This is a genomic window from Cupriavidus taiwanensis, assembly GCF_900249755.1.
In the GTDB taxonomy this organism is placed as follows: domain Bacteria; phylum Pseudomonadota; class Gammaproteobacteria; order Burkholderiales; family Burkholderiaceae; genus Cupriavidus; species Cupriavidus taiwanensis_D.
Genome location: NZ_LT976853.1, coordinates 1,229,508 through 1,248,892, shown reverse-complemented (window position 1 = coordinate 1,248,892; position 19,385 = coordinate 1,229,508). Strand labels below are relative to the sequence as shown.

Genomic DNA, 19,385 nt, shown 5'->3' with positions numbered 1-19,385 from the left:
TCAAGAAATGGCCACGAGGACCGATGACTTCATCATTTAAGGCAGGCACCACGCGAATGTAAATGGGACGCTGGGCCCGGTGCAGGACGGCGCGCTGTGCCGAGAGCCTGCCGTGGACCACGCCATGCGCCCTATCATGGATGGACGGCCGGCACGGTGACCGCGCGCCGTCCGCCTGCGCAATGGACCCAGCCCGCCCAACTCCCCTGTTCCTGTGCGGCGACGTGATGACAGGACGCGGCATCGACCAGATCCTGGCGCATCCCAGCCAGCCGCTGCTGCATGAATCGTATGTGCATTCCGCGCTCGACTACGTGCGTCTTGCCGAACGCAAGGCCGGCCCGATCGCGCGCCCGGTGGCGCCGGACTATCCTTGGGGCGATGCGCTGGCGGAACTGGCAAGCCGCGCCGCATCGTCAACCTGGAAACCGCCATCACCACCAGCGACGATGCCTGGCCCGGCAAGGCCGTGCACTACCGCATGCACCCGTGCAACGTCGATTGCCTGCAGGCCGCCGGCATCGACTGCGCGGTGCTCGCCAACAACCATGTGCTGGACTGGGGACGCGCGGGGCTGGCCGATACGCTGGACGCGCTCGATGGCGCGCAGATCGCGCATGCCGGCGCCGGTCCCGACGAGGCCAGCGCCGCCTGCGCCGCGGTGCTGGCGCGGCCTGGCGGCGGCCGCGTCATCGTACTGGCGTTCGCCATGCCCAACGCCGGCACACCGGCAGCGTGGCGCGCCACCGCCGGGCATTCTGGCGTGAACCTGCTGGATGACTGGTCCGCAGCGTCGCAGCAACGCATCGCCGCGCAGGTCCGGCAACTGCGGCGCCCGGGCGATGTGGTGGTGCTGTCGATCCACTGGGGCCCGAACTGGGGCTACCACATCGACCCCGCGCAGCGCGCCTTCGCCCGCGCGCTGGTGGAGCATGCCGGCATCGACATCGTGCACGGGCATTCGTCGCATCATCCGCTCGGCATCGAGCTGCACGCCGGCAAGCCGATCCTGTACGGCTGCGGCGATTTCATCAACGACTACGAAGGCATCGGCGGCTACGACAACTACCGCCCGGACCTGGCGCTGATGGCATTCGTCAGCTTCGATGGCGCCGGCAACGCGGACCTGAGGCTGGTGCCGTTGCGGCGCAGCCACTTCCGGCTGGCGCATGCGCGCGAAGTCGACATGGCCTGGCTGCAAGCCATGTTCGAAGCACAAGGCAGTGCGCTCGGCACACGCGTGGCACGCAGTGGGCTGCATGAGCTGCGGCTGTGGGCGGCCTAAGCCGCAACCTTGCCGCGCAGCGCGCACAAAAACAGAAAGGCCAGCGCGATGGCTGGCCTTCCCGTTCATTCAAGTGCCACGTGTGTCGGTTCGGTGTAACGCTTCCACAGAGTGCTGATCCGCTTCTGCATTCATTGCCCAACACTAGCTCGGTCGCCCATCCTGCGGCACCCCAGGACATACCTGCAGCATAGTACAAATCTCCGCGGATCAAAGCGGCATCAAGGAAGTGCGTTTCAGCTGACCGTGATGCGGTCGTCGAGCAGCCGGATCTGGCCGCCGGGCTTGTCTTCCATCACTTTGAGCACGCGGCTGCCCACCTGCAGCGTGACTCCGCCATGGATGCGCCTTGCGGCGTCGATGACGGCATCGGCGGCGGGCTGCATCTGCTGCCCCAGTTCAGTCAGGCGCGCGTCCAGCTCGAACAGGTCGCGCGACAGCTTGAACAGCGTCGCGCGCGCCTTTTCGCGCAGGTCGCCGACGGCGCGCTCCGGGTGCCTGGCAAAGAAGTCCACCAGCTGCCTGACCTTGTTCTGCTCCTCCAGCATGCGCCGGCGCTCGGCCTCGAGCGCGGCGCGCTGCGCGTCGGCATAGGGATTCAGGCCCACCTGGATGATGGTGGCGGTGCCGGCCGGCGCGCCCAGCACCGCGGCGCGCACCGCCAGCAAGGCCCGGCTGCGGCCGCCGCTGATGCTGCCCTGCACGCCGTTGCCGCCCACCACGATGCGCTGGCCCGCGGCGACATCGCTCTGGCGGATGCCGCTGTCGACGCTGACTTCGGTGCCGGCCTCGACCACCGCGTTCTCGATAAAGCGCGCCTTCACCGCGCCCTTGCAGCGCACGCTGGCGCGGCTGATGCCGCCTTCGGCATGCGCGGCTTCCGACTTGCCGATGATGCCGCCCTTGACGATGACATTGCCGCCGGCCTCGACATTGGCGGCTTCGATGGTGCCTTCGACCACCACGTCGCCGCTGACGTTGACCGACATGCCGGTGCGGATGTCGCCCGACACGCGCAGCGTGCCGTCGAAGGCCACGTTGCCGGAGTGCAGGTCCACCGATTCCACCTGCACCACGGGGCTGACGGAGATGCCGTAGACGCCGACCACCGGCGAGCCGGCGATCACCGCGCGCAGCAGTCCGGGGTCGTCGGCATCCGCCGCCGCGCCGCTCAGGCCCTCGGCAAAGGGCGGGTCATCGACCGGATCCGCGGCAACCGGCTTGCCGAACACGTCCACCCCGGCATGGCCCGGTACCGCCGCGATGCGCCGCATCAGCGGCGTGCCGGGACTGACCAGCAGCAGGTTGCCCAGCTCGCGCAGGTCGACCTTGCCGGCCTCGTCGTCGCCGTGCGCCGGCTTGCGCGGCTCCAGCAGGTTGATAAAGCGCGCCGGCTCGCCCTGCCGCGGCGCCATGCCCGCGGCGATGATGCGCAGCTCGCAGCCGCCTTCGGCCAGTGCGGCGTCGAGTGCCAGCGATTGAATCGGCGCCACCACGCCGCGCTCCGCGACGGCGCGGCGGATCTCGTCCGCACTGACCGGCCGGCCGCCTTCCGGCGGCATCAGCGTCAGCCGCACCGCCAGGCCGTCGCCGGTGATGTCGAGCTCGAACGCGCCGTCGATCAGCGCGCCGATGGTGGCATCGATTTCATGCTCGGCGCGCTGGCATTGCGCCAGGAACTGCGCCACCGCGCGCGCATCGAGCCGCGCCCCGGACCAGCCCAGCGCCGCCAGGCATTGCTGCAGGCTGGCCGCATCCGGCGGCAGCCGGCCCGGCTGCGGCGTGTAGCGTGCATGCACCTGTTCGCCCGGCTCGGCAAGCTCCAGGCGCAGTCCCGATTCATGTGTCATGCGTCCCCTGAATCGTCTGGCGGCGACGGCGGGTGCCGGCGCTCTGCTTGTTATCGATGCATCACCAACGGCAGCCGCGCCGGGAACTTTAGCGCACAGCGGCGCCCGCGGCGGCCACCGGGCGACTTTTGGGTAAACTGTCGCCATTCCGGGGCGCGCCGCGCCCCGCAGCCTGTGCAGTCCCCTCCATGTCAAATACCCACGAAATCCGCCCCGGCCAGTCCATCGACCTGCTCAAGGAACTCCATATCCTGACGCGCGACGGCAAGATGAACCAGGACAGCCGGCGCAAGCTCAAGCAGGTCTACCACCTGTTTCAGTTCATCGAACCGCTGCTGCAGGAGGTCAAGGCCGAACGCGGCCGCGTCACGCTGGTGGACCACGGCGCCGGCAAGTCGTACCTGGGCTTCATCCTGTACGACCTGTTCTTCAAGACGCTGCAGGACGACTCGCACATCTACGGCATCGAGACCCGTGAAGAACTGGTGAAGACTTCGCAGGCGCTGGCCGCGCGGCTGGGTTTTCCGGGCATGTCGTTCCTGAACCTGTCGGTGGCGGACTCGATCGCCTCGCCGCAGCTGCCGCCCGCCGTCGACGTCGTCACCGCGCTGCATGCGTGCAATACCGCGACCGACGACGCGATCCGCTTCGCGCTGGCCAAGCATGCGCAGCACATCGTGCTGGTGCCGTGCTGCCAGGCCGAGGTGGCCAGCGTGCTGCGCAAGCACAAGGGCAAGCTGCTGGCGGGCAACCCGCTGACCGAGATCTGGCGCCATCCGCTGCATACGCGCGAGTTCGGCAGCCAGGTGACCAACGTGCTGCGCTGCCTGCAGCTGGAGGCGCATGGCTACCAGGTCAGCGTGACCGAGCTGGTGGGCTGGGAACACTCGATGAAGAACGAACTGATCATCGCCCAGTACAAGGACCTGCCGCGCCGCCGCCCGGCCGAGCGGCTGGAAGAGGTGCTGGAAAGGCTGGGGCTGGAAGAAATGCGCGAGCGTTTTTTCACCGCGCCGGTGTCGGCGGCGTAATCAACTTTTTTCGGGCCCGGACTCGGGCGCATCATCGCCCGCCATCCAGCGCTGCCAGCCATCGTGCCCAAGGCGGCGCATGACTGCCTGGTTGCGCTCGTAGATGTCCGCCGCATCGGGGAACGCCGCCGCCGCGCGCGCGATCGAGTCCTCGCGCAGCAGGTGCAGGATGGGGTACGGCGCGCGGTTGGTGTAGTTCTCGATATCGTCCGGCTCGGTCCCGGCAAACTGGTACTGCGGATGGAAGCTGGCGATCTGCAGCGTGCCTTCCAGCCCCAGGCTGGCGAGCAGGCGTTCGGCAAAGTACAGCAGGTCGTTGAAGTCGAGGAAATCGGCCACCGCGTGCGGCAGGATCAGCAGCGTGGTGTCGATCTGATTGGGATCGGCATCGGCCAGCAGGCGCAGTTCGCGCTCCAGTTCGTCGATCACGTCGGGCGCCTCGGTGACGGGGCTGACCACGTAGCGCACCTGCTCCTTCACATACACGCTCTTGGCGAACGGGCACAGGTTGAGCCCGATCACGGCGCGTTCCAGCCAATGGCGGGTGGCGGCGATGACGGTTTCTGCGGAGTGCGTGGCTGAGGTCATGATGGCATGGGCGCGACAAAGCGTCATTCTAGCGCTGCCGCAGGCTCTATAATCCGCGGCGGAAGCACCCCCGCCCTGCCGAGCCCCGCCAATGCCCTCTACCACCCCACCCGCCTCTGCCCCAGCCATTCACGACGTCGCCGTCATCGGCGGCGGCCCGGCCGGCCTGATGGCGGCCGAAGTGCTGGCGGCGCACGGCGCCAGCGTGGCGGTCTATGACGCGATGCCGTCGGTCGGGCGCAAGTTCCTGATGGCCGGCAAGGGCGGCATGAACCTGACCCATGCCGAGCCCGAACCGGCCTTCCTGGGCCGCTACGGCGCGCGCACCGCGCAGCTGGCGCCGATGCTGGCGGACTTCGGCGCGCAGGCGCTGCGCGACTGGGTCCACGGGCTCGGCATCGACACCTTCGTCGGCAGCTCCGGCCGCGTCTTTCCGACCGACATGAAGGCCGCGCCGATGCTGCGCGCGTGGCTGCACCGGCTGCGCGAATCCGGCGTGCAGTTCCATATGCGCCATCGCTGGCTGGGCTGGGACGATGGCGACAGAGACGGCAACGGCGGGCCGCAGGCGCTGCGCTTCGCCACGCCGCACGGCGACACGGTCGTGCGCGCACGCGCCGTGGTGCTCGCGCTCGGTGGTGCAAGCTGGGCAAGACTGGGCTCGGATGGCGCATGGGTGCCGCGGCTGGCCGGGCGCGGCGTCGAGATCGCGCCGCTGCGCCCGGCCAATTGCGGTTTCGACGTGGCATGGAGCGAGGACTTCGCCACGCGTTTTGCCGGCGCGCCGGTCAAGCCGGTGGCGATCGCGCTGAACGACCGCGCAGGCCACGCGCACTACCGCCAGGGCGAATTCGTCATCAGCCGCGACGGCATCGAAGGCAGCCTGGTCTACGCGCTGTCGGCCCCGATCCGCGACCGCATCGAGGCCGATGGCGAGGCCACCATCCACCTCGACCTGCTGCCATCGCACAGCGCCGAACAGGTCAGCGCGCAAGTGGAACATCCGCGCGGCTCGCGTTCGCTGTCCAGCCACCTGCAAAGCCGGCTCGGCATCACCGGCGTCAAGGCCGGCCTGCTGCGCGAGTGCCTGTCCCGCGACGCCATGCTCGATCCCGGCACGCTGGCCTTGTCGCTGAAGGCCCTGCCCTTGCGCGTGCTGCGCCCGCGCCCGATCGACGAAGTCATCAGCAGCGCCGGCGGCGTGCGCTTCGAAGCGATGGATAACGGCCTGATGCTGCGCGCGCTGCCCGGCGTGTTCTGCGCGGGCGAGATGCTCGACTGGGAAGCCCCCACCGGCGGCTACCTGCTGACGGCATGCTTTGCCAGCGGGCGCACCGCGGCGCTGGGGGCCGCGGCTTACCTGAAGCAACAGGGGTTCGGGCAGCCTTAGGCGGTCGTGCCGCCGACAATGCTCAGCGCTACCGCCTCGGCCACTTCGATGCCGTCGATCGCCGCGGAGTAGATGCCGCCCGCATAGCCCGCGCCCTCGCCCGCCGGGTACAGGCCCTTGACGTTGATGCTCTGGTAGTCGTCGTGGTTGCGGCGGATGCGCAGCGGCGACGAGGTGCGGGTTTCCACCCCCGTCAGCACCGCGTCATGCAGCGCGAAGCCCGGCAGCTTCTTGTCGATCTCGGGAATGCCTTCGCGGATCGCCTCGATCACGTAGTCGGGCAGCGCCGTGCTCAGGTCGGTCGGGGTCACGCCCGGCTTGTAGGACGGCTCGACCGAGCCCAGCGCGGTCGACGCACGGCCGGCGATAAAGTCGCCCACCAGCTGGCCAGGCGCGTTGTAGTTGCGGCCGCCCAGCTCGAAAGCGCGCTCTTCCCACTTGCGCTGGAACTCGATGCCGGCCAGCGGGCCGCCCGGATAATCCTCCGGCGTGATGCCGACCACGATGCCGGCATTGGCGTTGCGCTCGGCGCGCCGGTACTGGCTCATGCCGTTGGTCACCACGCGCCCCGGCTCCGACGCCGCCGCCACCACCGTGCCGCCCGGGCACATGCAGAAGCTGTACACCGAACGGCCATTGCTGCAGTGGTGCACCACCTTGTAGTCGGCCGCGCCCAGCAGCTTGTTGCCGGCGAACTTGCCGAAGCGGCTGCGGTTGATCAGCCCCTGCGGATGCTCGATGCGAAAGCCCAGCGAGAACGGCTTGGCCTCCATGAACACGCCGCGGTCGTGCAGCATCTGGAAGGTGTCGCGCGCGCTGTGGCCCACCGCCATGATGACGTGGTCGGCCTCGAGATACTCGCCGGTGGACAGCTTCAGGCCGCGCACGCGGCCGCCGTCGATATCGATATCGTCGACGCGGGTCTCGAAGCGGATCTCGCCGCCCAGCCCGGTGATCTCGGCGCGCATCTTCTCGACCATGCTCACCAGCCGGAACGTGCCGATATGCGGGCGCGCCTTGAACAGGATGTCTTCCGGCGCGCCGGCGCGCACGAACTCGTTGAGCACCTTGCGGCCATAGTGCTTCGGATCCTTGATCTGGCTGTACAGCTTGCCGTCCGAGAACGTGCCGGCGCCGCCTTCGCCGAACTGCACGTTCGACTCGGGATTGAGCACGCTCTTGCGCCACAGGCCGAAGGTGTCCTTGGTGCGCTCGCGCACGGCCTTGCCGCGCTCCAGGATGATGGGGCGAAAGCCCGATTGCGCCAGGATCAGTCCGGCCAGCAGGCCGCACGGGCCCATGCCGATCACCACCGGGCGCGGATGCGTGCCGCCCTGCGGCGCGTGCGCGACGAAGTGGTACGCCATGTCGGGCGTCACGCTCCAGTTCGGCTTGCCGGCCATGCGGCGGATCGCCGCGGCCTCGTCGCGCACTTCGATATCGATGATGTAGGTCAGCTTGATATCCGAGCGCTTGCGCGCATCGTGGGCACGGCGGAATACGGTATAGCCGATCAGGCCGTCTCCCTTGACGCCGATCTGCGCGGCGCCGGCGCGCACGGCGGCGTCGAGGTCGCTTTCGGTATGGTCGAGCGGGAGTTTGACTTCACTTAGACGTAGCATGGGGGACCCGGGAACTGCGGCCGGGGGGTTGGGCACACCAATGTGCCAGGCCGGCCGGAGCGCAATTTTATCGTTTTTGGCGCGCCGGGTCGGGAATCCGCAGCAAGGCCGGCTGCCAGCGCCATGCCAGCCGCGCCCGCAGGCGCGCCAGCCACCCCGGCGGCGCCGTGACCGACAACGCCCCGCTGCGGCTTGCCGACACCGTCAGCCAGCCGCGCGCGGGCGCGATCCAGGTGTCGCCCGCGCGCAGGCGCCGCAGCGGCACGTGGCACTGGCCGGCGAGCCATTGCATCGGCCCGGCCAGCGCCATGTCGCCCGCCGCCGCGTGCAGCACGGTTCCGGCCGCCACGTGCAGCCGCAAGGCCTGGCCGGCCGGCAGTGGCATGGTGATCGAGGGGTAGTCGAGATCGCTTGGCATGGCAGGACTCCGGTAGCAGGCACAGGACTCCAGCCTATCGACCGCCTCGCGCCCGCGGCAGGCACACCGGCCGGTTGCGTTGACCGGAACAGCAACCAGGATCCCTGCCTGTTACGATACAGAGCCCCCGCCTCTGTATCTGTACCGATGCGGCCCGCCGCGCCACGATGCCGCCATGGATACCATCCCGCTCTACCGCCAGCTTGCCGGCCATTACCGCCGCGCCATCGACTCCGGCACGCTCGGCGCCGGCGACCGCATGCCGTCGGTGCGCGCGCTGATGGCGCTGCACGGCGTGAGCCTGTCGACCGCGCTGCAGGCGTGCCGGCAGCTGGAAAGCGACGGCCTGCTCGAAGCGCGGCCGCGCTCCGGCTACTTCGTGGCCGTGCCGCCGCGCGCCGCGCTGGCCGCGCTGTCGGAGCCCGCCGCCGCGCTGCCCGACCCGGCCCAGTACGTCGGCATCCACCAGCGCATTTCCGGCCTGCTCGCGCGCGCCCAGCACGAACCGGTCCACACCAACCTGGGCGGCGCCTACTGCGCGCCCTCGCTCTATCCCACCGAAGCCCTGCGCGCTGCCGCGACACGCGCGCTGCGCCGGCATCCGCAGCTGTTCGGCGAAGGCGTCGAGCCCGATGGCTACCAGCCGCTGCGCGCCGCGATCGCGCGGCAGGCGCTGCGCAACCGCGTGCAGCTGGCCCCGGAAGAGATCGTCATCACCAACGGGTGCACCGAGGCGCTGAACCTGGCCTTGCGCGCGGTGGCGGGCCCGGGCGATGTGATCGCGGTGGAGTCGCCCACCTACTACGGCCTGCTGCAGATCCTGGAAAGCCTGGGCATGCGCGCGCTGGAAATCCCGTGCAGCCCGCAGACCGGCATCTCGCTCGAGGCGCTGGAGCTGGCCGCGCAGCACTACGACAACATCCGCGCGGTCGCGGTGGTGCCCAACCTGCAGAACCCGCTCGGCTGCATCATGCCCGACGCGCACAAGGCGCGGCTGGTGCAATGGTGCGAGGCGCGCGGCATCGCGCTGATCGAGGACGACTGCTTCTCGGCCACCGCCGACAGCGACGCGCCGCCGGCCGCGGCCAAGGCCTGGGACGGCAGCGGCAACGTGATCCACTGCGCGTCGCTGCACAAGGTGCTGGCGCCGGGCATGCGGCTGGGCTGGATTGCCGCGGGCAAATGGCAGGCGCGCGTCGAGATGCTGAAGTTCGGGCTGTCGCGGCCCAACGAGATGCTGTCGCAGATGGCCGCCGCCGATTTCCTGGCATCGGGCGCGCACGACCGCCACCTGCGCCGGCTGCGCACGCGGCTGCGCGCGCAGCGCGAGTGGTTCACGCAGGCGATCAGCGCCAGCTTTCCCGCCGGCACGCGGCTGGGCGCGCCGCGCGGCGGCATGCACCTGTGGGTGGAGCTGCCCGCGCAGGTCTCGTCCGAGGCCGTGTTCGACCAGGCCCTGCAGGCGGGCATCCGCGTGATGCCGGGCGTGATGTTCTCCAACGCCGGGCGCTTCGACCACTGCCTGCGCATCAACTGCGGTGCGCCGCGCTCCGTGCAGATCGAGCGCGCGCTCGGCACGCTCGCCGCGATCGTGCAGCGGCTGGCTGGCTGAGCGCCGCGCATCCCGTTGCCGGGCACGGCGCCGATTTGCAACAGCCCTCCCCTTTTGCCGGCGGCTCGCCTATCCTAACGCGCTGGTGCGCAGGCGGCTGCCCGGCTGGTCCCCGGAGATCCCGTCGCATCGGTTGCCCGCGCATGGGTAGCCCACGGCCGCCGCACGCCTCCACAACAAGAACAAGGAGAATGGCCTTGACCAGTACATCCGTGGCGCCGTCCGCCACCCAGGGTATCGACGCCCCTGCCCGCCACCTTCCCGACGACTACCAGGCGCTGTTCCAGCTGGCTCCCGTATCGCTGTGGCTGGAAGACTTCAGCGCGGTGCGCGAATGCTTCATGCAATGGCGCCAGCAGGGCATCACCGACTTGCGTGCCCATCTGCGCGCCAACCCGCGGCAGGTCGCGCAATGCTCCGCGCTGATCCGCGTGATCGCGGTGAACCGGCGCACGCTGGAGCTGTTCCGCGCGGCCGACCTCGACGACCTGGTCGCCAACCTCGACACCGTGTTTCGCGACGACATGTTCGAACAGCATGTCGAGGAACTCGCCCAGCTATGGGATGGCGCCAGCGGCTTTTCCAGCCAGACCGTCAACTACGCGCTGGACGGCGCGCGGCTCGACATCCAGCTCGAGGCCACGGTGATGCCGGGCCATGAGCAGACCTGGGAGCGCGTGCTGCTGTCGGTCAAGGACATCACCCCGCGCCTGCGCACCGAGCGCGAGCTGCGCCGCAGCGAGCAGTATGCGCTGGGCCTGTTCGAGCATTCGCCGGTGTCGCTGTGGGTCGAGGACTTCAGCGCGGTCAAGGTGCTGATCGACGAAGTGCGCGCCGCCGGCATCACCGACTTCCGCACTTTCCTGAACGTCCATCCCGACTTTGTCTCGCGCTGCATGCAGGAAATCCGCGTGCTCGACGTCAACCAGCAGACCCTGCTGATGTTCGGCGCGGACAGCAAGGCCACGCTGCTGGCGCGGCTCGGCGACGTGTTCCGCGACGACATGCGCGTGCATTTTGCCGAGCAGCTGATCGACCTGTGGCATGGCCGGCTGTGGCAGCAGCGCGAGGTCATCAACTACGCGCTCGACGGCCGCGCCGTCGACGTGTTCATGCAGTGGTCGGTATTCCCCGGGCGCGAAGCCGACTGGGACCAGGTGCTGGTGTCGCTGACCGATATCACGGCGCGCAAGAAGGCCGAGGCCTATGTCGAGTTCCTCGGCAAGCATGACGTGCTAACCAAGCTCTACAACCGGGCCTACTATGAGGACGAACTGGCGCGGCTGGGCCGCAAGGGGCCATGGCCGGTCAGCGTGGTCGCGGTCGACCTGAACGGGCTCAAGCTCGTCAACGACCAGTTCGGCCACGCCGACGGCGACGGCCTGCTGCGCCGCACCGGCGAGGCGCTGAAGAAGGCCGTGGGCGAGCAGGCCTGCGTGGCGCGCACCGGCGGCGACGAGTTCATGGTGCTGCTGCCCGGGCGCGACGAGCGCGGCGCCGCCACCGTGGTCGAGCAGATCGGCAAGGTGGTCGAACTGAACAACCAGTTCTACCCCGGCACGCGGCTGAGTTTCTCGATCGGGCACGCCACCTGCCAGCAGGGCGAGCGCCTGGCCGACATCGTCAAGCTGGCCGACAGCCGCATGTACCAGGCCAAGCGCGACCACTACGCCGCGCTCTCCGACGAACGCCGCCGCGACTGAACCAGCGTTTTACGCGCGGCTTCAGCCCGGCGTGCACTCGCCGCGCATCAGTGCCCATTCTTCGCACTGCTTGCCCGACGGGAAGGTGCAGATGCCGGTCTGGCCGGCCGGCGTCGACACGATCTGCAGCTTGCCGCCGCGCTGCGCGCAGTTGACCGAGGCGGGGTTGGGCTTGCCGACCGCGGCGCCGGAGCTGGCGGGAGGTTCGGCGGGCGTGGTGGTGCAGGCGGCAGCGACAAGAACGGCGGCCAGCCCGGGGGCGGCGGTACGAAAGCGCATCGGCATCTCCGGCACGAAGCAGGTCCACAAGGCAAGAGAGCCGGCTGGCGCCGGCTCTCTTGCTGCTTACAGATAGACGATCAGTCCCACGCCCAGCACGATCAGGCCGAACTTGGCCACGTAGTACAGCTGGCGGTTCCAGGCCTTGAAACGGCGGCGATACTGGCCGCCCAGCCAGACAAAGCGGAACAGGCGGTTGATCATGCCGGTCTGGTCATGCTCGTCGTTGGGCGAGCTGGCCGCGGTCATCACCTTGCGGCCCATCCAGTGGTTGAATTTCGCGGCCCAGCCGTAGCGCATCGGGCGCTCGATATCGCAGAACAGGATCAGCCGGTTGGCGTCGCTGCGGTTCTCGGCCCAGTGCAGGTAGGTTTCGTCGAATACCACGCCCTCGCCGTCGCGCCAGCTGTGGCGCTCGCCGTCGACCTCGATAAAGCAGCGGTCGTCGTTCGGCGTGGCAAGGCCCAGGTGATAGCGCAGCGAGCCGGCAAACGGGTCGCGGTGCGGATTGAGCTTGCCGCCCGGCGGCAGCTCGGCGAACATCGCCGCCTTGACGGTGGGCAGCTCGCGCAGCAGCGCCACGGTCTTGGGGCACAACTGCTCGGCCGACGGGTGCTGGGCCTCGTACCACTTCAGGTAGAAGCGCTTCCAGCCGTATTTGAAGAAGGAATTGAAGCCCGCGTCGTCGTTCTTGTCGGCGGCCTTGATCTTGCGCATCGCCGCCAGCGCCAGGCCTTCATCGCGGATCTCCGGCCACGCCGCGCGCAGCTTTTCCAGGTCGGGGAACTGGTCGACCGGGATGTACGGGGTGCGCGGCACGCCCGAGAACGCGTACATGAAGCAGTTGATCGGGGCCACCAGGGCCGAATGGTCCAGCAGCTGGCGCCACAGGCGCAGGCGCACCTTGCCGCGGAAGTGCACATACAGGATGGCACCGAGGTAGCCCGCGACGATTATCCACTTGATCACCGAAATCCTCCTGGTCAGCCGCCTCCGCCGCATGGCGCGCCGCGGCCCGGCTGGGTGAAAACCCGTATTTTAGCGAAACGGCGGGGGCACCGCACTTTGCGATGGCTGCGGCACATGGCTGGGGGGCCGGCGACGGCGCCGCGTGGTCGCGCCGGATAGCAGCGAATCAGGCGTCGCCGCGCGACTGGCGGGCGATGCGCTCGATCAGCGCGCGCGCGTCGTCGGGCTGGCCCTGCAGCGTCAGCAGGCGCGCGTTCAGGACCAGGTTCTCCAGCACCAGCTTGGCGGTCGAGGCCCACATCGTCGCCAGCAGCGCCTCGACCGGCAGGCCCGAGGCTTCCAGCTCGCTGGAGCGCTCGGCGATCAGGCGGCAGGCCAGCCGGCGCAGCGCGGCGTCGTCGAACGGCAGGTCGGCGTAGTCGATCGGGTCTTCCTTCTCGACTTCCGTCATCAGTTGCAGCAGGGTGTCTTCGGTCATGGGCAGACTCCTGGCGGGGGACGTCACACTACACGCGGAAATCCGCGGCCATGTCGGCATCGGTGCGCGCTTCGAGGCGCCCCGAGCGGCAGGCGGCGACAAACTGGTCGTAGTCGCGTTCGACCTGGTCGGCATAGCCGTTGGCATAGCCTACCATCACGTCGGCCATGCGGTCGCTGCGGCCCAGGTAGCCGCTGACTTCGGCGGCCAGGCCGCTGGCCTTGGCGTGGGCCCGCGCCAGCACCCAGCCGCACAGCGTGGCATAGCGGCAGAGCAGGTCGGCATCCATCAGTTCGATCTGCGCCGACAGCTTCATGTCGCGCAGCTGCCGCAGATAAAATTGCCGCCCGCGCGGGCCCTTGGTCCAGCCCAGGAACAGGTCGCTGGCGGCCTGCATCAGGCGCTGGCCCTCGACCACGCGCCGTCCCTCGTGCGCGCACGGCGGGCCTTTGTAGAAGCGCGCCACCACCGAGCGGGTCGCCTCCTTCAGCTGCAGGAACAGCGGCTTGTCATGCTGGTCCACCAGTAGCTGGATCAGGCAGCGGGTGCCGACGCTGCCCACCCCCACCACCTTGAAGGCCTGGTCATGGCGGGTGAAGTGCTCCAGCAACCGGCGCCGGTCCGGCGCCAGCGTCGACAAATACTCCTTGAAGGCCTGCGCCATCGCCTGTTCCGGATCGGCCAGGGTCATCCAGTCGTCGCCCGGCCCGAACAGGGTCTGCTGGCCGTGCACGTGGAACACGGCGGGCGGTGCGTCGAGGATCTTCCAGCGCTCGCCGATGCGTTCGGCAAGCTTGGGCAGCAGCGCCTCATGGGTGCGGTCGGCGGCGCGCTCCATGCCGCGCCGGATGCGCTTCTGGACCTCCGGCGAGGTTTCTTCCTCGATCAGCCGGTCGAAGGTGAGGCGGTCGTACCAGGTGTCGAGCATGCCCATGCCGGCGTAGTCGGCCATGCGCAGCTGATAGCTGCCGACGGCCGCACGCACCGCGTCTTCGGCCACGCCGGCGCCGTGCCGCAGGTGGCGCACCGCCACCACGAAGCTTGCGCACAAACGCTTCAGGTCCCACTCCCACGGGCCGGGGCTGGTTTCGTCGAAATCGTTGAGGTCGAACAGCAGCGCGCGCTCGGGCGTGGCAAAGGCGCCGAAGTTGGCCAGGTGGCAGTCGCCGCAGATCTGCATCGCCAGGCCGGAAGCGGGCGTGCCGGCGAGGTCGTGCGCCTGCAGGATGGCGCTGCCGCGGAAAAAGGCGAAGGGGGACTGGATCATGCGGCCGTAGCGCAGCGGCACCAGCCGGGGCACCCGGCCCTCGCTGCTGACCTGCAGCAGCGCGACCGGATCACGGTCGACCTGGCCGATGGCCTCGTGCGCGCCGCGCGGCACCTGCTGGCGCAGCGCCTTGCCGCGCTCGCGCCGGGTTGCGACCGGCGTGGCATCGGCAGCCGGTGCCGGTGCCGAGGGGCTTTCCTGACGTATCGCCACACCGCCTCCCATGCCGGCGCCGCCGGCGGTTGCCCTATGTGCAGTCGCTGCAACAGAAGCTAATGCAGCGCGCGCCGGCTTGTCAATCGGCCAGCCGGCGCGCAATGGTCAGGCAGGCGGCAGCGGCGGCTTCAGAGCGCCGGCGGCTGGCGGCGGAAGCCGACGCCGAAGCGGTTCCACGCGTTGATGGCCGAGATCAGCAGCGTCAGGTCGGCCATTTCCTTCTCGGAGAACTGCTCGCGCAGCGCCTGGTAGTCCGCATCCGGCGCCTGGCTTTGCGGCAGCAGCGTCAGCGCCTCGGTCCACGCCAGCGCGGCGCGCTCGCGCGGAGTGAACCAGCCCACCTCGCGCCAGGCCGGCAGCAGGCTCAGGCGGCGCTCGCTTTCGCCGTGCTTGCGCGCGTCGGTGATGTGCATGTCGAGGCAGAAGGCGCAGCCGTTGATCTGCGAAGCGCGGATCTTGACCAGTTCCTTCAGCGTGGTTTCCAGCGAGCAGCGCGCCAGGTAGATCTCGACGCCGACCATTGCCTTGTAGGCGTCAGGGGCCACGTCTTGCCAGTTCATCCGTTCTTCCATGATCGATCTCCTTAGACAGGTTGGTGGTTCGGTTGGGCGGGCACTGGTGCGCGCCCGACGAAACGAAAGATAGACGCCCGCATTGGCTCCGTACACTGCCAATTTCCGGCAGAATCAGTAGACCAATCGAGATCGACACCACCCGCCATGGAACTGCACCTGGCCCTGGACCACGCCGGCGACCTGACCGCGCAGATCGTCCACCACATCCGCGACGCGATCCAGGGCGGCCGGCTCGAAGCCGGCGCGCGCATGCCGCCGTCGCGCCTGCTCGGCACGCAACTGGGCGTCGCCCGCAAGACCGTGACCACCGCCTATGAGCGGCTGGTGGCCGAAGGCTGGCTGCACGCGCGCGTCGGCGACGGCACCTATGTCGCGCCAGGGCTGGCGCGGCCGGCGGTACGAATTGCCGCGGCGCCGGTGCTGCCGCCGGCGGTGCAGCGCTGGCTGGCCGTGCCGACGCCATTCCTGGCCCCGCCAGCCGGCGCGCGCTATGCCTTCCAGCCCGGCCAGGCCGAGACCACGCGCTTTCCGCATGAAGCCTGGTCGCGCTGCGTGCGCGCGGCGCTGGCGGCCGAGCGCGCGCGTGCGCCCGGTCCGGCCGACGCCGCCGGCGAGATGCCGCTGCGCCAGGCCATTGCCCGCCATATCGCCTTTACCCGCGGCGTGCAGAGCGCGCCGACCGACATCCTCGTCACCAGCGGCGCGCAGCAGGGCATCGACCTGCTGGCGCGCCTGCTGCTCGGGCCGGGAGCGGTGGTGGCGATGGAGGACCCCGGCTATCCGATGGCGCGCGCCTTGTTCCAGGGCCTTGGCGCGCGGGTCGTGCCGGTGCCCGTCGACGAGGAAGGACTGGTGGTGGCGGCGCTGCCCAACGACGCCACGCTGGTCTATGTCACGCCTTCGCACCAGTCGCCGCTGGGCGTGCCGATGAGCCTGGCGCGGCGCCAGGCGCTGCTCGACTGGGCCGCGCGCCGCCATGCGGTGATCCTGGAAGACGATTACGACAGCGAGTTCCGCTACGGCGGCCAGGCACTGGATGCGCTGCAGACGCTGGACCGGCACGGCCGCGTGGTCTACCTGGGCACGTTTTCCAAGACGCTGGCCGCCAACCTGCGCGGCGGCTACGTGGTGCTGCCGCCCTGGCTGATGCCGGCCGCGCGCAAGGTCAAGCACCTGATGGACTGGTACACGCCGACGCTGCTGCAGCAGGCGCTGGCGCGCTTCCTTTCCGAGGGCCACCTGCTGCGCCATATCCGGCGTTCGCATGCGCGCCATGCCCAGCGCCGCGCCCGGCTGCTGGCGCGGCTGCAGGGCGACCTGTCACCGTGGCTGGAGCCGCTGCCGGCGGTGGCCGGCTTCCACCTGGCGGCGCGGCTGCGGGTGCCGCTGGCCACCGAGGCGCTGGTGTCGATGGCGCGGCTGGCAGACCTGGAACTGGCCACGCTGGACCCCTGCTATGCCACGCCACCCGCCAGTTGTGCCGGGCTGCTGCTGGGCTTCGGCGCCATCGACCTGCTGGATATCGACCCTGCCCTGGACCGGCTGGCGATGGTACTCTCTGCCTTGGCGCCCGCCCCGCCGCGCACCGCGTGATGCGGCCGGCACCGGGGCCGCCAGCCACGCACGGCAAGCAGGTGACACACCTTCGACATGGCGCCTCAGCCATACTTGCCGGGCCAATTTGCTGTGAACAAAACGGATGTACGAAAGTCTCATTCGCACTTCCAAACAACCCGAGTCGCGTTCATGACCAAGCGTTTGTTGTCCGCCATGCGTCAGTACGCATGGTTTGCAGGGGTGAAGCACCATGTCGTGCAGGGCGTCGAAGCCCTGGCGGAGCTGCTCAAGTCCCCGTCCGCCGCGGCGCGCGCCGTCGCGGCCATCGTTGCCGAAACCGAGCAAGGCGTACAGGTCTGGGTCTCGTACTTCGGCAAGCCGCTGGACCCGCACACCAACTATGTGCTGTGGCCGAACCGGGCGCTGCGTCCGGCGCGACGGCGCATCCAGCCCTCCCCCATCGAACTGCTGCAAAGCCAGCGCCGGCGCAACGAATAATCGCGCCGGCCGCGCTCAGGCGTCCGCCCAGCGCCGCAGCAGGTTGTGATAGACGCCGGTCAGGCCGATCACCGATTCGTGCGCCTGCCCCAGTTCCTGCGCCACCTGGCGAATGCGCCCATCGAGCTCGAACAGCATGGCGCGCTGGCCGTCGTCGCGGACCATGCTCTGGATCCAGAAGAACGATGACACCCGCGCCCCGCGCGTGACCGGCGTGACGTGGTGGATGCTGGTGGCCGGGTACAGCACCATGTGCCCGGCCGGCAGCTTCACGCGCTGCTGCCCGTAGGTGTCCTCGACCACCAGTTCGCCGCCGTCATAGTCTTCCGGCTCGGTCAGGAACAGCGTCGCCGACAGGTCGCTGCGGATGCGGAAGCTGGTGCCGCGCAGGTAGCGGATCGCGTTGTCGACATGGTTGCCGAAGGTATGCCCGCCCTCATAGCGGTTGAACAGCGGCGGATAGACCTTCAGCGGCAGCGCCGCCGAGAAGAACAGCGCATGGTTGCCCAGTGCGTCCTGGATCAGGTCGCCGACCTGCCGTGCCGCCGGCGAGCCCTCGGGCAATTGCAGGTTGCGCTTGGCCAGTGCTGACTGATAGCCCGAAGTCTCGTTGCCGTCGGCCCAGGGCGCCGCGTCGATGATCTCGCGCACTTGCGCAACCTGGTCCTTGGTCAATACGTCGGGAATCTGCAGCATCATGATGGCTTCTACGTCGGGATAAATCGGCAGGCGCTCATTGTAGGGGAAGCCCGCGCAGGCCCAGAACAAGAATCATTATTGTTTGATCCCGGGCAGGCGGCGCCTTCACTACAATGGTTGGGGTATGCCGTCATCGACAAGGAGCAGACATGTCCGAACCGCTACACGACGAAGCGCTGGTCAATCTCTACCTGGAACGCATCTCGGCCCTTTCGGTCAGCGCCTTCGATGGTGCCGACGTCAGCGGCGAACTCGATGCGGTGATGCGCGAAGCCGTGACCCAATGCCAGGCGGCCGGCGGGCCGCAGGCGCAGGGAACGCTGACGGTGCTCGGCGCGCGGCTGCGCGATCGCGCCGATGCGGCGGAGCGCGAAGACCAGCCGCTGGTGCGCGATACCTTCAGGCAGGCGGCGCAACGCTTGCCGGCCTGACGCTGATACGCGGCAAGCGCGTGCGCGGACTGGCTGCCTTGATGCCAGGGCAGTGAGATCGAAATACCAAGGGGATCTGGCCGGTCGGCCTGTGGAACAACGCCTTGAAGGATTTGCGGCGAGTGCCGCGGTGGCTGATGCCAGGCGTTGGTTGCGGGGGCAGGACTTGAACCTGCGACCTTCGGGTTATGAGCCCGACGAGCTGCCAACTGCTCCACCCCGCGTCCGAAGAAGATGATTATGGGTGATCCAATGCCCGCTGGCAAGCACTATTTGTGTCTTTGCCTGAAATCATTCGTCGTCGCGCAACCCAATACATCACGACGTGATATAAATCGCCGCGATGGGGTTGCGCTTTCTTGCGCGCATAGCTGCGCGCAAGAAAGCGCGCCTATTCGGCAGGCCCCAGCAGGCGATCGACCAGTGCATAGCCAGCGCCGAATGCCGCCACCTCTGCCGCATGCCGCGTGGCAAACTGCTGGGGACCGCTGGCGAGCAGTTCGGTGTCGCCCGCATCCGCAGGATCGGCACCTTCCTGCGACACGCGCACCTCGTAGCCCCAGCGGCCAATGCTGCCCTGCCCCTGCGGCGACACCAGGACGTAGACGTCCATGCCGCGATATGCCTCGACGCGCCAGTCTGCGTTGTCCATGCGATCGACTCCCGGTTCAATGATGTCCATTCGAGACTAGGAGGCGCCACGCGCGACCGCAAGGCATGACCCGATCGCACCGGAAGCAGGGAGGGAGGAAAAAAGGAAGCGGGCCCGAACTGGACGAGGCAATGAAAAAGGGCTTCCGTTTCCGGAAGCCCTTTTCTTTCTGCATAGGTGGCGCGGCTGGCAGGATTCGAACCCACGACCCCTTGGTTCGTAGCCAAGTACTCTATCCAACTGAGCTACAGCCGCACGCGAGAAA

The 19,385-nt window shown here is 68.8% G+C and carries 18 protein-coding genes, 2 tRNA genes and 1 pseudogene; 8 read left to right on the top strand and 13 right to left on the bottom strand.

The annotated features are described in order from the left end of the window. The first annotated feature begins 182 nt into the window (after positions 1-182). Positions 183-1,285 (top strand): annotated as a pseudogene (locus CBM2594_RS05690) (CapA family protein). Between the two features lie 236 nt (positions 1,286-1,521). Here CBM2594_RS05690 and CBM2594_RS05685 read toward each other — a convergent pair. Next, positions 1,522-3,135, bottom strand: a complete 1,614-nt coding sequence (locus CBM2594_RS05685; RefSeq protein WP_116355990.1) for a DUF342 domain-containing protein — start codon at positions 3,133-3,135, stop codon at positions 1,522-1,524. Positions 3,136-3,323: 188 nt separating this feature from the next. On the opposite strand from CBM2594_RS05685, the gene CBM2594_RS05680 reads away from it, so the two are divergent. Next, complete coding sequence (locus CBM2594_RS05680) at positions 3,324-4,166, top strand: class I SAM-dependent methyltransferase (protein ID WP_116355989.1); 843 nt, start codon at positions 3,324-3,326, stop codon at positions 4,164-4,166. On the opposite strand, the gene CBM2594_RS05675 is transcribed toward CBM2594_RS05680, so the two are convergent. Further along, positions 4,167-4,754, bottom strand: coding sequence for a DUF1415 family protein (locus CBM2594_RS05675; RefSeq protein ID WP_116355988.1), 588 nt, complete (start codon positions 4,752-4,754; stop codon positions 4,167-4,169). 91 nt (positions 4,755-4,845) lie between these two features. Here CBM2594_RS05675 and CBM2594_RS05670 point away from each other — a divergent pair, with 91 nt between their 5' ends. Next, the gene (locus tag CBM2594_RS05670) at positions 4,846-6,144 is read left to right on the top strand and encodes a TIGR03862 family flavoprotein (RefSeq protein WP_116355987.1); all 1,299 of its coding nucleotides are present in this window, start codon (positions 4,846-4,848) and stop codon (positions 6,142-6,144) included. Here CBM2594_RS05670 and CBM2594_RS05665 read toward each other — a convergent pair. Together CBM2594_RS05665 and CBM2594_RS05660 are read right to left on the bottom strand one after the other, a co-directional pair. Continuing rightward, positions 6,141-7,766 carry an NAD(P)/FAD-dependent oxidoreductase gene (locus CBM2594_RS05665; protein ID WP_116355986.1) on the bottom strand — a complete coding sequence of 542 codons (1,626 nt, stop codon included), beginning with the start codon at positions 7,764-7,766 and terminating at the stop codon, positions 6,141-6,143. The genes CBM2594_RS05670 and CBM2594_RS05665 overlap by 4 nt on opposite strands. Before the next feature lie 67 nt (positions 7,767-7,833). Then, positions 7,834-8,184, bottom strand: coding sequence for a hypothetical protein (locus CBM2594_RS05660; RefSeq protein ID WP_116355985.1), 351 nt, complete (start codon positions 8,182-8,184; stop codon positions 7,834-7,836). Between the two features lie 175 nt (positions 8,185-8,359). Between CBM2594_RS05660 and CBM2594_RS05655 the strand changes: the two genes are divergently transcribed. Both CBM2594_RS05655 and CBM2594_RS05650 read left to right on the top strand, forming a co-directional pair. Next, positions 8,360-9,796 (top strand): aminotransferase-like domain-containing protein, encoded by a 1,437-nt coding sequence (locus CBM2594_RS05655; RefSeq protein ID WP_116355984.1) that lies wholly within the window; start codon positions 8,360-8,362, stop codon positions 9,794-9,796. Between the two features lie 191 nt (positions 9,797-9,987). Beyond that, on the top strand, positions 9,988-11,499 hold the full coding sequence (locus tag CBM2594_RS05650; RefSeq protein ID WP_232346565.1) for a sensor domain-containing diguanylate cyclase: 1,512 nt from the start codon (positions 9,988-9,990) through the stop codon (positions 11,497-11,499). A gap of 21 nt (positions 11,500-11,520) precedes the next feature. Here the strand turns inward: CBM2594_RS05650 and CBM2594_RS05645 are convergent, their stop codons facing one another. The 5 genes from CBM2594_RS05645 to CBM2594_RS05625 all read right to left on the bottom strand — a co-directional run bounded on the left by CBM2594_RS05645 (position 11,521) and on the right by CBM2594_RS05625 (position 15,280). Beyond that, positions 11,521-11,778 carry a putative hemolysin gene (locus tag CBM2594_RS05645; protein ID WP_116355983.1) on the bottom strand — a complete coding sequence of 86 codons (258 nt, stop codon included), beginning with the start codon at positions 11,776-11,778 and terminating at the stop codon, positions 11,521-11,523. Positions 11,779-11,844: 66 nt separating this feature from the next. Then, complete coding sequence (lpxO, locus tag CBM2594_RS05640; RefSeq protein ID WP_116355982.1) at positions 11,845-12,747, bottom strand: lipid A hydroxylase LpxO; 903 nt, start codon at positions 12,745-12,747, stop codon at positions 11,845-11,847. A gap of 166 nt (positions 12,748-12,913) precedes the next feature. Then, complete coding sequence (locus CBM2594_RS05635) at positions 12,914-13,225, bottom strand: hypothetical protein (protein WP_111519011.1); 312 nt, start codon at positions 13,223-13,225, stop codon at positions 12,914-12,916. Positions 13,226-13,253: 28 nt separating this feature from the next. Further along, the gene (locus CBM2594_RS05630) at positions 13,254-14,717 is read right to left on the bottom strand and encodes a DUF2252 domain-containing protein (protein WP_116355981.1); all 1,464 of its coding nucleotides are present in this window, start codon (positions 14,715-14,717) and stop codon (positions 13,254-13,256) included. A gap of 119 nt (positions 14,718-14,836) precedes the next feature. Further along, positions 14,837-15,280 (bottom strand): carboxymuconolactone decarboxylase family protein, encoded by a 444-nt coding sequence (locus CBM2594_RS05625; protein ID WP_116355980.1) that lies wholly within the window; start codon positions 15,278-15,280, stop codon positions 14,837-14,839. 147 nt (positions 15,281-15,427) lie between these two features. On the opposite strand from CBM2594_RS05625, the gene pdxR reads away from it, so the two are divergent. Both pdxR and CBM2594_RS05615 read left to right on the top strand, forming a co-directional pair. Beyond that, entirely contained in the window at positions 15,428-16,876 is a 1,449-nt protein-coding gene (pdxR, locus tag CBM2594_RS05620) for a MocR-like pyridoxine biosynthesis transcription factor PdxR (RefSeq protein ID WP_116355979.1), read from the top strand. 153 nt (positions 16,877-17,029) lie between these two features. After that, positions 17,030-17,338 (top strand): hypothetical protein, encoded by a 309-nt coding sequence (locus CBM2594_RS05615; RefSeq protein ID WP_116355978.1) that lies wholly within the window; start codon positions 17,030-17,032, stop codon positions 17,336-17,338. 15 nt (positions 17,339-17,353) lie between these two features. Here the strand turns inward: CBM2594_RS05615 and CBM2594_RS05610 are convergent, their stop codons facing one another. Further along, entirely contained in the window at positions 17,354-18,037 is a 684-nt protein-coding gene (locus tag CBM2594_RS05610; RefSeq protein WP_116357701.1) for a Fe2+-dependent dioxygenase, read from the bottom strand. 149 nt (positions 18,038-18,186) lie between these two features. Here CBM2594_RS05610 and CBM2594_RS05605 point away from each other — a divergent pair, with 149 nt between their 5' ends. Further along, positions 18,187-18,468, top strand: a complete 282-nt coding sequence (locus CBM2594_RS05605; protein ID WP_116355977.1) for a hypothetical protein — start codon at positions 18,187-18,189, stop codon at positions 18,466-18,468. A 148-nt stretch (positions 18,469-18,616) separates the two neighbouring features. Here CBM2594_RS05605 and CBM2594_RS05600 read toward each other — a convergent pair. From CBM2594_RS05600 to CBM2594_RS05590, 3 genes are all read right to left on the bottom strand, one after another. Beyond that, positions 18,617-18,692, bottom strand: a tRNA-Met gene (locus CBM2594_RS05600). Positions 18,693-18,859: 167 nt separating this feature from the next. Next, the gene (locus CBM2594_RS05595) at positions 18,860-19,120 is read right to left on the bottom strand and encodes a hypothetical protein (RefSeq protein ID WP_018006978.1); all 261 of its coding nucleotides are present in this window, start codon (positions 19,118-19,120) and stop codon (positions 18,860-18,862) included. Between the two features lie 178 nt (positions 19,121-19,298). Continuing rightward, positions 19,299-19,375, bottom strand: a tRNA-Arg gene (locus CBM2594_RS05590). Between the last annotated feature and the right edge of the window lie 10 nt (positions 19,376-19,385).

Excerpts from the sequence above, each read along its gene's own strand:
- CBM2594_RS05685 (WP_116355990.1), bottom strand. The coding sequence starts at position 3,135 with ATGACACATGAATCGGGACTGCGCCTGGAGCTTGCCGAGCCGGGCGAA.
- CBM2594_RS05680 (WP_116355989.1), top strand. The coding sequence starts at position 3,324 with ATGTCAAATACCCACGAAATCCGCCCCGGCCAGTCCATCGACCTGCTC.
- CBM2594_RS05675 (WP_116355988.1), bottom strand. The coding sequence starts at position 4,754 with ATGACCTCAGCCACGCACTCCGCAGAAACCGTCATCGCCGCCACCCGC.
- CBM2594_RS05670 (WP_116355987.1), top strand. The coding sequence starts at position 4,846 with ATGCCCTCTACCACCCCACCCGCCTCTGCCCCAGCCATTCACGACGTC.
- CBM2594_RS05665 (WP_116355986.1), bottom strand. The coding sequence starts at position 7,766 with ATGCTACGTCTAAGTGAAGTCAAACTCCCGCTCGACCATACCGAAAGC.
- CBM2594_RS05660 (WP_116355985.1), bottom strand. The coding sequence starts at position 8,184 with ATGCCAAGCGATCTCGACTACCCCTCGATCACCATGCCACTGCCGGCC.
- CBM2594_RS05655 (WP_116355984.1), top strand. The coding sequence starts at position 8,360 with ATGGATACCATCCCGCTCTACCGCCAGCTTGCCGGCCATTACCGCCGC.
- CBM2594_RS05650 (WP_232346565.1), top strand. The coding sequence starts at position 9,988 with ATGGCCTTGACCAGTACATCCGTGGCGCCGTCCGCCACCCAGGGTATC.
- CBM2594_RS05645 (WP_116355983.1), bottom strand. The coding sequence starts at position 11,778 with ATGCGCTTTCGTACCGCCGCCCCCGGGCTGGCCGCCGTTCTTGTCGCT.
- CBM2594_RS05635 (WP_111519011.1), bottom strand. The coding sequence starts at position 13,225 with ATGACCGAAGACACCCTGCTGCAACTGATGACGGAAGTCGAGAAGGAA.
- CBM2594_RS05630 (WP_116355981.1), bottom strand. The coding sequence starts at position 14,717 with ATGGGAGGCGGTGTGGCGATACGTCAGGAAAGCCCCTCGGCACCGGCA.
- CBM2594_RS05625 (WP_116355980.1), bottom strand. The coding sequence starts at position 15,280 with ATGGAAGAACGGATGAACTGGCAAGACGTGGCCCCTGACGCCTACAAG.
- pdxR (WP_116355979.1), top strand. The coding sequence starts at position 15,428 with ATGGAACTGCACCTGGCCCTGGACCACGCCGGCGACCTGACCGCGCAG.
- CBM2594_RS05615 (WP_116355978.1), top strand. The coding sequence starts at position 17,030 with ATGACCAAGCGTTTGTTGTCCGCCATGCGTCAGTACGCATGGTTTGCA.
- CBM2594_RS05610 (WP_116357701.1), bottom strand. The coding sequence starts at position 18,037 with ATGATGCTGCAGATTCCCGACGTATTGACCAAGGACCAGGTTGCGCAA.
- CBM2594_RS05605 (WP_116355977.1), top strand. The coding sequence starts at position 18,187 with ATGTCCGAACCGCTACACGACGAAGCGCTGGTCAATCTCTACCTGGAA.
- CBM2594_RS05595 (WP_018006978.1), bottom strand. The coding sequence starts at position 19,120 with ATGGACAACGCAGACTGGCGCGTCGAGGCATATCGCGGCATGGACGTC.